Origin of the sequence: Streptomyces sp. NBC_01497, from assembly GCF_036250695.1 — a bacterium.
In the GTDB taxonomy this organism is placed as follows: domain Bacteria; phylum Actinomycetota; class Actinomycetes; order Streptomycetales; family Streptomycetaceae; genus Streptomyces.
The window spans coordinates 782,447-796,073 of record NZ_CP109427.1; the positions used below are offsets into that span (position 1 = coordinate 782,447).

11 protein-coding genes are annotated in these 13,627 nt (G+C 70.6%); 3 read left to right on the forward strand and 8 right to left on the reverse strand.

Annotation, left to right across the window (positions count from 1 at the left end):
- Positions 1-814: 814 nt before the first annotated feature.
- Positions 815-1,732, reverse strand: coding sequence for a LysR family transcriptional regulator (locus tag OG310_RS03410; protein WP_329454380.1), 918 nt, complete (start codon positions 1,730-1,732; stop codon positions 815-817).
- A gap of 38 nt (positions 1,733-1,770) precedes the next feature.
- Here OG310_RS03410 and OG310_RS03415 point away from each other — a divergent pair, with 38 nt between their 5' ends.
- Positions 1,771-2,739: a DMT family transporter gene (locus tag OG310_RS03415; protein ID WP_443078538.1), complete on the forward strand. Its 969-nt coding sequence runs from the start codon at positions 1,771-1,773 to the stop codon at positions 2,737-2,739.
- A gap of 101 nt (positions 2,740-2,840) precedes the next feature.
- Here OG310_RS03415 and OG310_RS03420 read toward each other — a convergent pair whose 3' ends face one another.
- The gene (locus OG310_RS03420; RefSeq protein WP_329454381.1) at positions 2,841-4,667 is read right to left on the reverse strand and encodes an MFS transporter; all 1,827 of its coding nucleotides are present in this window, start codon (positions 4,665-4,667) and stop codon (positions 2,841-2,843) included.
- A 379-nt stretch (positions 4,668-5,046) separates the two neighbouring features.
- Between OG310_RS03420 and OG310_RS03425 the strand changes: the two genes are divergently transcribed.
- On the forward strand, positions 5,047-6,078 hold the full coding sequence (locus OG310_RS03425) for an LLM class flavin-dependent oxidoreductase (protein WP_329454382.1): 1,032 nt from the start codon (positions 5,047-5,049) through the stop codon (positions 6,076-6,078).
- Positions 6,079-6,205: 127 nt separating this feature from the next.
- On the opposite strand, the gene OG310_RS03430 is transcribed toward OG310_RS03425, so the two are convergent.
- The 4 genes from OG310_RS03430 to OG310_RS03445 form a co-directional block, all read right to left on the reverse strand.
- On the reverse strand, positions 6,206-6,919 hold the full coding sequence (locus tag OG310_RS03430) for a COG4315 family predicted lipoprotein (RefSeq protein WP_329454383.1): 714 nt from the start codon (positions 6,917-6,919) through the stop codon (positions 6,206-6,208).
- A gap of 560 nt (positions 6,920-7,479) precedes the next feature.
- Complete coding sequence (locus OG310_RS03435) at positions 7,480-8,226, reverse strand: succinate dehydrogenase/fumarate reductase iron-sulfur subunit (RefSeq protein ID WP_329454384.1); 747 nt, start codon at positions 8,224-8,226, stop codon at positions 7,480-7,482.
- Complete coding sequence (locus tag OG310_RS03440; RefSeq protein ID WP_329454385.1) at positions 8,223-10,172, reverse strand: fumarate reductase/succinate dehydrogenase flavoprotein subunit; 1,950 nt, start codon at positions 10,170-10,172, stop codon at positions 8,223-8,225. Before OG310_RS03440 ends, OG310_RS03435 begins: the two co-directional genes overlap by 4 nt.
- A gap of 1 nt (position 10,173) precedes the next feature.
- Positions 10,174-10,878 (reverse strand): succinate dehydrogenase cytochrome b subunit, encoded by a 705-nt coding sequence (locus tag OG310_RS03445; protein WP_329454386.1) that lies wholly within the window; start codon positions 10,876-10,878, stop codon positions 10,174-10,176.
- An 83-nt stretch (positions 10,879-10,961) separates the two neighbouring features.
- On the opposite strand from OG310_RS03445, the gene OG310_RS03450 reads away from it, so the two are divergent.
- On the forward strand, positions 10,962-11,864 hold the full coding sequence (locus tag OG310_RS03450; RefSeq protein ID WP_329454387.1) for a LysR family transcriptional regulator: 903 nt from the start codon (positions 10,962-10,964) through the stop codon (positions 11,862-11,864).
- Between the two features lie 306 nt (positions 11,865-12,170).
- Here the strand turns inward: OG310_RS03450 and OG310_RS03455 are convergent, their stop codons facing one another.
- Positions 12,171-12,689 (reverse strand): GAF domain-containing protein, encoded by a 519-nt coding sequence (locus tag OG310_RS03455; protein WP_329460008.1) that lies wholly within the window; start codon positions 12,687-12,689, stop codon positions 12,171-12,173.
- A 41-nt stretch (positions 12,690-12,730) separates the two neighbouring features.
- Positions 12,731-13,573, reverse strand: a complete 843-nt coding sequence (locus OG310_RS03460; protein WP_329454388.1) for a S8 family peptidase — start codon at positions 13,571-13,573, stop codon at positions 12,731-12,733.
- Between the last annotated feature and the right edge of the window lie 54 nt (positions 13,574-13,627).

The following is a 13,627-nucleotide window of genomic DNA, read 5'->3' on the forward strand; positions in this document are numbered from 1 at the left end:
GGAACGGCTGAGTGAGGGCCGCACCGGGCCGTCTCGGCGGAAGCCGCGTCACGCCCGGAACCACCCCGGACGCCGTTCGCCCCCCGGACCCGCGTCCGTTTCCGGCAGCGCCGGTCCGCGCCGGGACACCCCCACCTCGGCACCGTCCGGGAAACCGGTTCGCAGCCACGTCCGCCCGGCCCCGGCGGATCATCGCCGCACGGCGATTCGCGAGGCCTGCCCCGGTGGCTTCGTCCGTCCGGACCTCGGACGGCTGGATTGCCGGTGGTGGGCTCTCCTGTGTTCCCGTACAGCTGCGGCGAACGGACCTGTATCGCCGCGCAACCGCCCCGGTCCGCGTTTCCCTTCACCCGGGTGGCTCGTTGGGCCGGACGAATGATCTCCGGCGGCTGAGGGGTCGCGGGTACGGCAGGACGGGGAGCCGGAAGCCCTGATCGAAGTCCGGGCACTGCACGACGACATGGAGAGGGTGCGGAACACGTCCGGAGCAAGTGGACCCGGTCTCGCTTCGCTGCTGACGTTCTTCGAGGTGGGGACTCGGTTCCCGGAGGCGGCCGAGGACGTGCCGGCCGCCGCGGTGCATGACGTGGCCCAGCAGGTGAGGGTGTCGGCCGAGGCGTGGGCGGACTACGACGGGCAGAGCAAGGCGAGGCAGGCGCAGCCCCGGCGTGAGCGCCGAGGCTGCGAGGCCTATCGCACCGGACCGCAGGGGACGGGGCACGACGAAGCCTCCGGCACGGGCGGCTGCCGTGGAAGAAGGGGCAGCGCCTGCGGCTCGCTCACCCAGGTCAGGCCGCGGCAGCGGAAGTCTCTTTTACGTCGCACGTGTGCCGATGTCACGGCTTCGGACCGTTGCGGCCGCACGGTGCAGTTCCGTGAGCACTGTCCGTACGGCTCGTCGTGCCGCCCGTTCGGGGCGGTGGAGCACGTCGACGTGGCGTCGTGGCTGCACACCGCTGAGGGGCCTGAGGGTCAGTGCGGGGTGCGGACGGGTGGTCCAGCGGGGCATCAGGGCCAGGCCGCCTCCCGCCGCCACGGCTTCGGCGGCCACGGTGAACTCGTTGATGCGATGGACGACGTTGAGCGGCCGGTTCGCCGCGGTGGCGATGGCATCGATGGTGGCCATCAGCGGGAAGCCGTCATGCACCGTGATCCAGGGTTGATCCGCGACGTCTTGCGGGGTGAGGCGTCGTTTGGCGGCCAGGGGGTGGTCGCCGGGCAGTGCGACGTCGAGAGGTTCGCGCAGCAGCGTGCTCGCGATGACCGTGCCCGGCCACGGTGGTGCCTGGCCGAGGTGGTGGGCGAGCACGAGGTCGTAGTCCTGGGTGAGCCGCGGGAACTGGTCCTGCGCGACATCCTCGTCGGCGAGCGCGAGCTGCGGGCGTCCGGGGCCCGCCTGCTGGAGCAGCAGGGGGAAGAACGCGGCGGCCGCGCTGTGGAATGCGGCTACCGACACACCTGCGTCCGGCTGCTCGACGAACTCCTCGATGGTGTTCCGTGCTCTGGCCAGTGCGGTCTCCACCTCGATCGCCGCACCGGCCAGGGCTTGCCCGGCATCGGTGAGCACCAACCGCCGTCCGTCACGTTCGGTGAGTGGGACCGGAATCGAGCGTTGCAGCAGCCGTAGCTGTTGGGAGACCGCCGAGGGTGTCATCAAGAGCGCCTCGGCTGTCGCGGTGACGCTTCCCAGCTCGCCGAGCTCCCGCAAGATCTGCAGCTGCCGTTCGTTCACGCGCATAGTGTAGTGGTTCTTCAGGGTTTCTGAAGGAGATGGCTCTTGGCTTCAGTTTCGAGGCCCTGCAGTGTGGGTGCGTGTTCTACGCCCGCCGCACTGACGCAGTGCTTCTCCTTGTCGCCATCGTCTGGGGCTCCAGCTATCTGGCCGCCAAGACGGCCACCCATGCCCTGCCCGTCCTCGTAGTGCTGTTCGTGCGGTACGCGGTCTCCGCGATCGCCTGCTTCGCCCTCGTCGCCGCTCGCCGCAGGAATGGGCGATTCACGCGGGACGAGGTTCAGGTCGGGGCGTTGCTGGGGGTCACGCAGGCGGCCGTCCTGGTGCTGGAGACGTACGGCGTCGCGCACACCAGCGCAGCCAACGCCGGCCTGATCATCAGCCTCACCATCGTGCTCACCCCACTGCTGGACCGTACGGCGGGCAGGAGCCGGCTGCCCCTGCGCTTCTTCGCCGCCACGGGCGTGTGCCTGCTGGCCGTCACCGTGCTCATGTTCGGCAGCGGCTTCCACCGCCCGCGGAGCGGTGACCTGTTGATACTCGCCGCCGCGGTGGTGCGCGCAGGGCACGTCGTACTCGTCGGGCGACTGACGAAGGGCCGTATCGTGCGGCCCCTCCAGCTCACGGCCGTCCAGACCGTTGTCGGCTCGGCGCTGTTCGTCGTACCCGCCGCGAGAGGCCTGTCGACACTGACCCAGGCCGATGCCCCGGTCTGGGGCCGGCTCGTTTATCTCGCCCTGCTCTGCAGTGTGTTCGCCTTCCTCGCCCAGACCTGGGCGGTGCAGAACAGCTCGGCGAGCCGGGCCAGTCTCCTGCTGGGCACCGAACCGGTCTGGGCCGTCGCAGCCGGCATCGGCCTTGGCGGCGAGAAGTTCACCGCCTTCGCCGGCCTCGGGGCGGCGCTCATGGTCACAGGAACGTACTGGGGGCAGCACATCGAGGGTGCCGACCGCACCACCGACAACGACAAGCCTGCAAGCCGGACAACGGCGGCTACCGGCGTCTGATCGGACTGCTCGACAGCGGCGCCCGCCCACCGGATTCGGCGGACGGGCGCATGCATGTGACCGGGCGGTCGCCGGCCCTCGGGCCGGGAGTGCTCGGGCGGTCAGTCCTTGCCGCCCTTGCTGGTGCCCGCGGCCTCGCCGCTCACCGACCCGCCTTCCGGGACGACGAGTTCGGTCATGGCGAGTCCCGCCTCGCCGGAGACGGCGGCCAGTTCCTCGCCCAGCGGCTCCGGGGTGACCACCTGGTGCTTGCTGCCGAGCTTGCCGGTGAGCAGGGACGAGACCACCGCGACGGCGCAGGCGGCGATCGCGAACCAGAACGCGACGACGAGACCGGAGTGGAACGGTCCCGAGATCAGGTTCGGGAAGAACTCCTTGTTGGTGACGGAGGCACCGTGGTCCGGCAGCTTCGCCAACTCGGGGCCCAGCAGCTGCTGGAACGGGTTGTAGCCGAGGAATGCGGCGAACAACACGGCGATCGGCGGGAGTTGGGAGACCCCCGCGGCGACGTTCTCGGGCACGCCCTGGTGGATGAGGCCCGAGTGCATCGCGGTGGGCAGGGTGTGCGAGAGGCCCGTGATCATCAGGCTGAAGAAGATGCCGATGGACAGGACGGACGCCGAGTTCATGAAGGTCGCGTTCATGCCGGCGCCGACACCGCGGGCGTCGGCCGGCAGCGAGTTCATGATCTCGGCCCGGTTGGGCGAGGCGAAGAGGCCGGACCCGAGGCCGTTGACGAACAACAGGACCGCGAAGAGCGCGTAGTTGAAGTTGGTGGGCAGGAGCATCAGCGCGACGAAGCCGCCGCCGGTGACCACCGCGCCGCCGACGGTGAACATCCGGGCGCCGACCCGGTCGGAGAGCCAGCCGGAGAGCGGAGCGGACAGCAGGAAGCCGATGGTCAGCGGGATCATGTAGATACCGGCCCACAGCGGCGTCTTCTCGAAGCTGTAGCCGTGCAGCGGCAGCCAGATGCCCTGGAGCCACATGATGAGCATGAACTGCAGGCCACCGCGGCCGAGCGCCATCATCAGACTGCCGATGTTGCCGGCCGTGAACGCCCTCAGTCGGAACAGCGACAGGCGGAACAGGGGCTGATCGACGGTGCGTTCGATCCACACAAAGATGCCCAAGACAACTACACCGCCGACGAGAGCCGCGATGACCATCGGGTTGCCCCAGCCCATCGTGGACTTGCCGTAGGGCTGGATGCCGTACGTGATGCCCACGAGCACGGCGATCAGGCCGACACCGAAGGTGATGTTGCCCCACCAGTCCATCTTGGCGTGCACCCGGACACCGGTGTCGTGCAGCTTGATGTAGGCCCAGATGGTGCCGAAGATGCCGAAGGGCACGGACACCAGGAAGATCAGCTTCCAGTCGACGGGTGCCAGCACGCCGCCGAGGATGAGGCCGATGAAGGAACCCGCGATGGCGGCGATGGAGTTGATGCCGAGCGCCGTGCCCCGCTGGTGCACGGGGAACGCGTCGGTGAGGATCGCCGTCGAGTTGGCGAACAGCAGCGCGCCGCCGATGCCTTGGACGATGCGCCAGCCGATCAGCCAGAGGGCTCCCGCGCTGCCGTCGAAGTACGTCAGCGAGAGCGCTATGGAACACACGGTGAAGACGGCGAAGCCCATGTTGTACATGCGGACCCGGCCGAACATGTCGCCCAGCCTGCCGAAGGTCACCACGAGGACCGCCGTGACCACCATGAAGCCCATCAGCATCCACAGCAGGTAGCTGGTGTTGCCGGGGTCGAGCGGATTCAGGTCGATCCCGCGGAAGATGTCAGGCAGCGCGATCAGCACGATCGACTGATTGATCATCACCATCAGCACACCGAGGGTGGTGTTCGAGAGCGCGATCCATTTGTAGTTCTCGCCGGGACCGGTCCGCGATGGTTCCGCTGCGGTTGTTCGGCTCATGCCCACAATGCCTTTACTCCTTCACGTACGCGCACCACCCCGCGGCGCGCGCGGGAAGCAGAACGTTGGTAGATGCAAGTAATCTATCTCCTCCATATGACTTACATATGTCCTGCGGATAGCACCGGCGGGACCACACCGACCCCGCCCGCCACGCATTCCCCAACCATCCGGGACGGAGCGCCCCAAACAGCAGGTGAGGGACGTCAAGGACAGTGACGCAGATCACCTTTAGCTTGTGAAACACATGTGAGAGCACGGAAGCGCGGGCGGGGCGCGCATCCCTCGCGGCGGGATTCCCCGCCGGACCGCCGTGCCCGGATGCGCCCCCGCGCGGGTCTTCAGGAAGTCTGGACGTCAATGCTGTGTTGACGTGTGTATGAGCAGTGAAGCCGCGGTCCCGCCCTCAGCCCCGCCCTCGGTACCGTTCTCCGTCCTCGACCGTTCCCGTACGCGGGAGGGGCAGGACACGGGGCAGGCGCTGCGGGACACCGTGGACTTCGCGCGGCAGGCCGAGGCGTTCGGCTACCACCGGTTCTGGGTTTCCGAGCACCACAGCGTGCCGGGCGTCGCCGGTTCCGCGCCGACGGTCCTCGCCGCGGCGGTGGCCGCCGCGACCTCCACGATCCGCGTCGGTACGGGCGGAGTGATGCTGCCGAACCACCGGCCGATGATCGTGGCGGAGCAGTTCGGTGTCCTGGAGTCCCTCTTCCCCGGCCGCATCGACATGGGCCTCGGGCGGTCCGTCGGCTTCACCGACGGCATCCGCAGGGCGCTCGGCCAGGGCAAGGAGGCGGCCGACGGCTTCCCGGCGCAACTTCAGGAACTCCTCGGCTGGCTGACCGGTGAGCAGAGCGACTACCCGCAGGTGCACGCGCGCCCCGCCGAGGGTCTGCGCGTTCCGGCGTTCGTCCTCGCCACCGGCCGGGGCGCGGGCATCGCGGCGCGGGCCGGTCTGCCGCTGGTGATCGCGTCGGTACGCGGCGAGGACGCGATGCTGCGGGCCGTCGACGCCTACCGCGCGGACTTCCGGCCCTCGGCCTGGGGCGCCGGGCCCCGGCTCATCCTCTCGGGCACGGTCGCGATCGCCGCCACCACCGAACAGGCGCGGCGCATCCTCGTCCCCGAGGCGTGGTCGAGCGCGTACTCCCGTACCCGCGGCGAGTTCCCCCCGCTGCGGCCGGCCGAGGCGGTGGACGTCGGCGCCATGACCGCCCGTCAGCGGACCCTGTTCGAGGAGGCCATGAGCGGACACCTGTACGGCACCGCGGAGGAGGTCGGCCCCGCGCTCGACGGGCTGCTGAAACGCAGCGGCGCGGACGAGTTCCTCGTCACCACCAGTACGTACGACCGGGCCGCGCTGTCCGACTCGTACCGGCGGCTCGCGGAACTGAGAGGCCTGAAGGGCTGACCGCTCCGGCCGACCGGGGCCGGGCCCGCGGCGGGTCCTGGCACACCCGGGCCCCCGGACGCGTCGTACGTCCCGGGGGCCCGGGTCCTGCTGCGGTCAGCGCGCGGACCGTCCGCGGCGGCGTGCGTCAGTACTGGACGCCGCCGGAACTGCTGCTGCTCGAACTGCCGCTCGGGCTGCCGCTGCTCTTCGGCGCCTTCGCCAGGACGGGCTTGCCCTGCGCGTCGACCACGTACCACTTGGCGCCGAAGGCGTTGAGGCCCTGGCCGTTGGCCTGGCCCGCCTTCGTGTCCTCCACGAAGTAGTACAGCGGGTGCTTGTTGTAGGTGGCCTGCAGTGTGCCGTCGCTGCGCTTGGTGGTGCCCAGCAGGTCGGAACGGACCGCGCCGGCGCTCGACGTCGGGGACGCGGACACCGACACCGAGGCGCTCGGCGAGGCGGAACCGCTGGCGGACACGCTCGCCGACGGGGACGCGCTGGAGGTGGCGGCCTTCGGCGTCGCCGTGACGATGGCCGGCGGCCACTGCTTGGCGCAGGCGCCCGTGCAGGTCGACTTGTCGGTGGTGTCCTTGGCGAACACGTAGAGCGTGTGGCCCTTGCTGTCGACCAGCACCTCGCCGAGACCCGGCACGTTGCTCGTCATGATCTTCGACGCGCCGTCCTTCATGCCGGGCATGCCGGACGACGCCGAGGCGGTCGCCTGCTCGGCCGCCGCCTTGACGTTGGCGCCCGTGTCCTCCTTCTGGTGCGAGGACGACCCGCTGTTCGAACAGGCCGTCGCCGTCGTCGCGAAGAGAGCTGCCGCCACCACGGCGGCCGCCCTCACAGCGGTGTTCTTCATCCGGACTCCTTCGGAAGCCGCCGGGTAGGCGGGCACGGCTCACCCGAGTGGGGCCGCATGACCTCCAGTGGATGTCATGATCGCGCGAGGAGCGAAGCGAACAGGGCCGTCCGGTGCACCGAACCGCCCGATAGGAGGCATCGGGGAGCAGGCGGGAGCCCCCTTCGGTGCCGTTCGGGCTCCGGCCGCCGCGCTGCTCCGAACGGGGGACGGAGCAGCTCCGGCGCCCGGCCGGGAGGTGGTTGCTCCGCCGGCTGCTCGGGCCGGCCGGCGCGGGCGCCCGGCCGCGGACGGGCTCGCGGCGCGGGCCCCGGGCCCGGTAGGGACACCCTGCCCGCTGCGGACTCCCGGAACGCGCGCCGGCCCGTACGGACGCCCGGCGCCCGGGCCGGTACCCGATCCCGTACGCCGGCCGGTGCCGATTGACCGGCGCGACGGGTCAGGCCGGGCCGCGCACCACGGGCGCGGCCCGGCCTGCCGGGCGGGACCCGTCGGCGGTCCGGGCCCCGCCTCCGCGGACGGCTTTCCCCGATGCCCGGCCCCCGTCGTGGCTGTCCCTCTCAGCGGGTGGCCTTGCGGTTCGCCCGCAGCCACTCCCTGTTCATCGAGGTGATGGACATCAGCGGGATGCCCTTCGGGCAAGCGGTCGCGCACTCCCCCGTCAGCGTGCAGCCGCCGAAGCCCTCGTCGTCCATCTGCGTCACCATGTCGAGGACCCGCGACTCCCGCTCGGGGGCGCCCTGCGGCAGCACGTTCAGATGGTTGATCTTGGCGGAGGTGAACAACATCGCCGACCCGTTAGGGCACGCCGCCACACAGGCACCGCAGCCGATGCACTCGGCGTGCTCGAAGGCGAAGTCCGCGTCGGGCTTGGGTACGGGCGTGGAGTGGGCCTCGGGGGCCGCTCCGGTCGGCACGGTGATGTACCCGCCGGAGCCGATGATCCGGTCGAACGCGGAGCGGTCCACGACGAGGTCCTTGACCACGGGGAACGCCCCCGCGCGCCAGGGCTCGACGTCGATCGTGTCGCCGTCCTTGAAGTGCCTCATGTGCAGCTGGCAGGTGGTGGTGCGCTCGGGGCCGTGGGCGTCGCCGTTGATGACGACACCGCAGGCGCCGCAGATGCCCTCACGGCAGTCGTGGTCGAACGCGACGGGCTGGTCGCCCTCCAGGATCAGCTTCTCGTTGAGGGAGTCGAGCATCTCCAGGAACGACATGTCCTCGGTGATGCCGTCGATCTCGTAGGTGACCATGTTGCCGTCGGCGTCGGCGTTCGCCTGCCGCCAGACGCGCAGGGTGAGCCTCATGCGTAGCTCCGCTGGGTGGGGTGGACGTACTCGAAGACGAGGTCTTCCTTGTGCAGGACGGGCGCCTCGCCGGTGCCCGCGAACTCCCAGGCCGCGGCGTAGGAGAAGGCGTCGTCCTTACGGGCGGCCTCGCCGCCCTCGGTCTGGGACTCCTCGCGGAAGTGGCCGCCGCACGACTCGCTGCGGTGCAGCGCGTCGAGGCAGAGGAGTTCCGCGAGTTCGAGGTAGTCGACGACGCGGTTGGCCTTCTCCAGGGACTGGTTGAGTTCCTCGCCGGTGCCCGGGACCTTGATCCGGCGCCAGAACTCCTCGCGGATCTGCGGGATACGGTCCAGTGCCTTGCGCAGGCCCTCATCGGTGCGGGCCATCCCGCAGTGGTCCCACAGGAGTTCACCGATCTCCTTGTGGAACGAGTCGGGTGTGCGGTCGCCGTCGACGGACAGCAGCAGCCTCAGCCGGTCCTCGGTGTCGGCCACGGTCCCCGCTACCTCCGGGTGGCTCTCGTCCAGCGCGTCGAGGCGGGGGTTGCGTGCCAGGTAGTCGTTGAGCGAGGGCGGCAGCACGAAGTAGCCGTCCGCGAGGCCCTGCATCAGCGCGGAGGCGCCGAGCCGGTTCGCGCCGTGGTCGGAGAAGTTGGCCTCGCCGATCGCGAACAGGCCCGGGATGGTGGTCTGGAGGTCGTAGTCGACCCAGAGGCCGCCCATCGTGTAGTGGATCGCGGGGTAGATCCGCATCGGGACCTCGTACGGGTTCTCCGCGGTGATCCGCTCGTACATCTCGAAGAGGTTGCCGTACTTGGCCTCGACCGCCGGCCGTCCGAGGCGCTCGATGGCGTCGGCGAAGTCGAGGTACACGCCCTGTCCGCCGGGCCCGACGCCGCGGCCCTCGTCGCACACGGTCTTCGCGGCACGGGAGGCGATGTCGCGGGGCACCAGATTGCCGAAGGACGGGTAGACGCGCTCCAGGTAGTAGTCGCGCTCGTCCTCCGGGATCCGGTGCGGCGGGCGGTCGTCGCCGCGCTCCTTGGGCACCCAGATGCGGCCGTCGTTGCGCAGCGACTCGCTCATCAGCGTCAGCTTCGACTGGTGTTCGCCGGAGCGCGGGATGCAGGTGGGGTGGATCTGGGTGAAGCAGGGGTTCGCGAAGTACGCGCCGCGCCGGTGGGCCCGCCAGATCGCGGTGGCGTTGCTGTTCTTCGCGTTGGTCGACAGGTAGAAGACGTTGCCGTAGCCGCCCGAGGCGAGGACGACGGCGTCCGCGAAGTACGTGGAGACGGAACCGGTGATCAGGTCGCGGGCGACGATGCCCCGGGCCCGGCCGTCGACCACGATCAGGTCGAGCATCTCGGTGCGGGCGTGCATCTCGACGGTGCCCGCGGCGATCTGCCGCGAGAGTGCCTGGTAGGCGCCGAGGAGGAGTTGCTGGCCCGTCTGGCCGCGCGCGTAGAACGTACGGGAGACCTGGACGCCGCCGAAGGAACGGGTGTCGAGGAGGCCGCCGTACTCGCGGGCGAACGGCACGCCCTGCGCGACACACTGATCGATGATCTCGACGGAGACCTCGGCGAGGCGGTGCACGTTGGACTCGCGGGAGCGGAAGTCGCCGCCCTTGACGGTGTCGTAGAACAGCCGGTGGACGGAGTCGCCGTCGTTGCGGTAGTTCTTCGCGGCGTTGATACCGCCCTGTGCGGCGATGGAGTGGGCCCGGCGGGGCGAGTCCTGATAGCAGAACTGGACGACGTGGTAGCCCTGTTCGGCGAGGGTCGCGCCGGCGGCGCCGCCCGCGAGGCCGGTGCCCACGACGATGACGGTGTGCTTGCGGCGGTTCGCCGGGTTGACCAGTTTGGCCTCGAAGCGGCGGCGGCTCCAGCGGTCCTCGACGGGGCCGTCCGGTGCCCTGGTGTCCGCGACGGGCTCGCCCGTGGAGTATCGGATGTATTCGTTCATGTCAGCTCACCAGTCCGGTCATGACGGCGACGGGTACGGCGATGAATCCGGCGGTCAGCAGGAGCGCCAGCACGTTCGCCACGGTCTTGAAGGCACGGTCGCGGGTGGCACTGCCCGCGCCGAGGGTCTGCGCGGCGCTCCAGAAGCCGTGCTGGATGTGCAGGCCGAGGGCGAGCATCGCGACGATGTAGATGACGTCGTTCCACCACTCGTTGAAGGCGGCGACGACGTTGGCGTAGGGGTGCCCCGGCACGAAGCCCGGCTGCACGGTGCCGGTGGTCAGGTCGAGGATGTGCCAGACGATGAACAGGCCGAGGATCACCCCGCCCCAGCGCATGGTGCGGGTGGCGTAGCTGGTGCGGGCCTTCTTGTGCACGTACTTGGTGGGGCGGGCGGCGATGTCGCGGCGGCTGAGCTGGTACGCGCTGACGGCGTGCGCGACGACGGCGACGACCAGGACCACCCGGATGATCCACAGGAGCCATGAGTAGTGGAAGAACGGCTCGCCGATGACACGGAGCCAGTGTGCGTAGTCGTCGAAGGTGGTGGGCCCGAAGAAGATCTTCAGGTTCCCGTACATGTGGACCACGAGGTAGCCGAGCATCAGCAGACCGCTGACGGCCATCACCGTTTTCTTGCCGATCGTGGAGTCCCAGACCGATTGGGGCAGGGACGGCCGTTTGTCAGTCCGCGAAGCCAGAGCCATGGCGCTGACGTTAGATCCGGTGGGCCCCAGAGGTCCAAGACATGGATTGGCTCATATCCATAGCCTGTACCTATCATGACATCGTGCAGTTCCATCAGCTTCACTACTTCGTCGCGGTCGCCGAGACCCGCCACTTCACGCGAGCCGCCGAGCACGTGCACGTCTCGCAGCCCTCGCTGTCCCAGCAGATCCGGGCGCTGGAGAACGAACTGGGCGCCGCGCTGTTCAGCCGGGCCCGCGGCAATGTCGCGCTCACCGAGGCCGGGGAGTCGCTGCTGCCACTGGCCCGGCGGATCCTCGCGGACGCGGAGACCGCGCGGCACGAGGTGCAGGAACTCGTGCAGCTGCGCCGGGGCCGGATCCGGCTGGGCGCCACCCCGAGCGTGTGCACGGGCCTGCTGCCCGATGTGCTGCGCGCCTTCCACGACCTGCACCCGGGGATCGAGCTGCGGATCGAGGAGAGCGGTTCGCGCGACCTGGTGCGGGAGCTGGCGCGGGGGGCGGTCGACCTGGCTCTGGTGGTACTGCCCCTGCCGACCCCCTCCCCCGCGCTCACCACGGTGGAGCTGCTGCAGGAGGACCTGGTGGTGGTGTCGTCGGCGGCCGGGCCCGCACCCCGCCGGCCGGTCAGGATCTCCGATCTGCAGGGCGAGCCGCTCGTGATGTTCCGGCACGGCTACGACCTGCGGGAGCTGACGGTCGGGGCCTGCCACGCGGCGGGGTTCGAGCCGTCGTTCACCGTGGAGGGCGGCGAGATGGACGCCGTGCTCGGCTTCGTCCGGGCGGGACTCGGCGTCGCGGTCGTACCGAGCATGGTCGCGGAGCGCGCGGGCCGCGACCTGCGGGTGACGGAGCTCGCCCCACCGGGACTGCGGCGGACGATCGCGCTGGCGCACCGCAGCGACGTGCCGCCGCCGCGCGCCGCGCGCGAGCTGCAACGGCTGCTGCTCGCGACCAGGACGGGCCCCGCCGCCGGCGCGCCCTGATCCGACGGGAAACGCCGGCCCCCTGACCGTTGCGGCCCCCGGGCCGGGCACGAGCCGGGTCCCCGAACGCCCGACGCCCCGCGGCGGGGGCGCTCCCTTGCCGCCTTGCCGGGTGCCTCGGCCGCCCCGGCCTTGCGAGGTTGCGCGCGGTACCGCCGCGGGCATCCTCCCGCCGGTGGCTGCCCCCTCCCGTACGCGGGTCTCCTCGGGGGCCACCGGGCCCACCGGGCGGACGGCCCCGCCACCGGACGCGCGGCGCCCGACCGGCCGGCGCCTCCTGGCGGGCCGCCGCGGGGGGATCCGGGCTCAGCCCGAGGTCTCCAGCAGGCGCCGCAGCTCGTCGGCCATCCGCAGGGCCGCCGTGCGCCCCGCACCGTCGAGTTCGGTGTCGGCCGGCCGGCTGCGGTCGACGACCACCCGCAGCGCCACCGCCGCGTGCCGCGCGAACAGGGCCAGCAGGTCCAGTTCGTCGAGGCTGGAGCGCGACTGCGGCGCCGGATCCAGCACCTCCAGCACTCCGAGCAGCCGCTCGCCGTGGGTGAGCGGCGCGGCCATCAGGGCGTCGGGCACGTACCGGGTGGACTCGGCGAAGTCGCGGGCGAAGGAGGTGTTGTGGGAGAGGTCGTCCACGACCATCGGCTCGCCCGAGGCGACCACCCAGCCCGCTATGCCGCCGTCCGCCGGGAACCGCCGTCCCACGAGAGAACTCTCGCCGCGCCCCGAGACCGCCTGGAAGACCAGTTCGTGCCGGTCCTCGTCGAGGAGGAAGACCGAACTGGCCTGCGCCCCGAAAATGGCCCGCGCCGTATCGACCACGGATCGCATCAGCTCCTGGGAGAGCGGATCGGTCGCTGTGTTGCTGTCTGTCACGAGGCACCCCTGACACCGATGTGTACGTTGGCGGCGGAAAGGTAGAGAGCGTTCTTGAGCTGGAAAGTCGTCATCCGGCGGTGCTTGGAGAGGATCCGCGCGCTCAGCCCGGCGATGTACGGGGTCGCGAAACTGTTGCCCGTCGTACGGATGGATGTGCCGCCGAGCCAGGCGACCCGCACGTTCTGGCCCGGGGCGAAGAACTCCACCGGGGGCCGCGGGTTGTACAGGTGCAGATCCGGGTCCTCCTCCTGGTGGCTGCCCACCGAGATCACCGAGGCGAAGCGCCACGGATAGCTCTCCACCGGCGTGTTGTGCGCGGAGGCGACGATCACCGAGCGGCGGAAGTACGCCTCGTCGGCGAGCGTGCGCAGTTCCTCGGCGAACCGCACGCGCGTGGTGGACAGGCTGAGGTTGATGACATCGAAACCCTGTTCGATCGCGAACCGCAGTCCCGCGAGCAGCACGTCACCCGTGCCGCCGAAGCCCTTGCCGAGCACCTGCACGCTGTACAGCTCGCACTCCGGCGCCGCCCTGCGGATGATGCCCGCGCAGGCCGTGCCGTGCCCGCAGCTGTCGGAGGGCTCGCTCGCCGACACGGTGAGCTCCGCTCCGTCCTTGCGCACGACCCACGCCCCGTCGACCGGGCCGACCAGGGGATGGCCGTCCTCCACGCCGGAGTCCACGACGCACACCCGTACGCCCCGCCCGCGCGCGCCGTCCCACTGCCAGGACGGCGCGGGCCGCTCCCCGTCCGCGGCCACGATCACGTCCTGCAGGCTCTTGCCGCGCAGGCTCCAGGTGAGCCCTGCGCGCGGCACCGTCCCCGCGCTGTCCATCCGACCTTCTTTCCAGGGCCCTACCGGCGCCGGCCGGCGGGCGATTCGAATCCT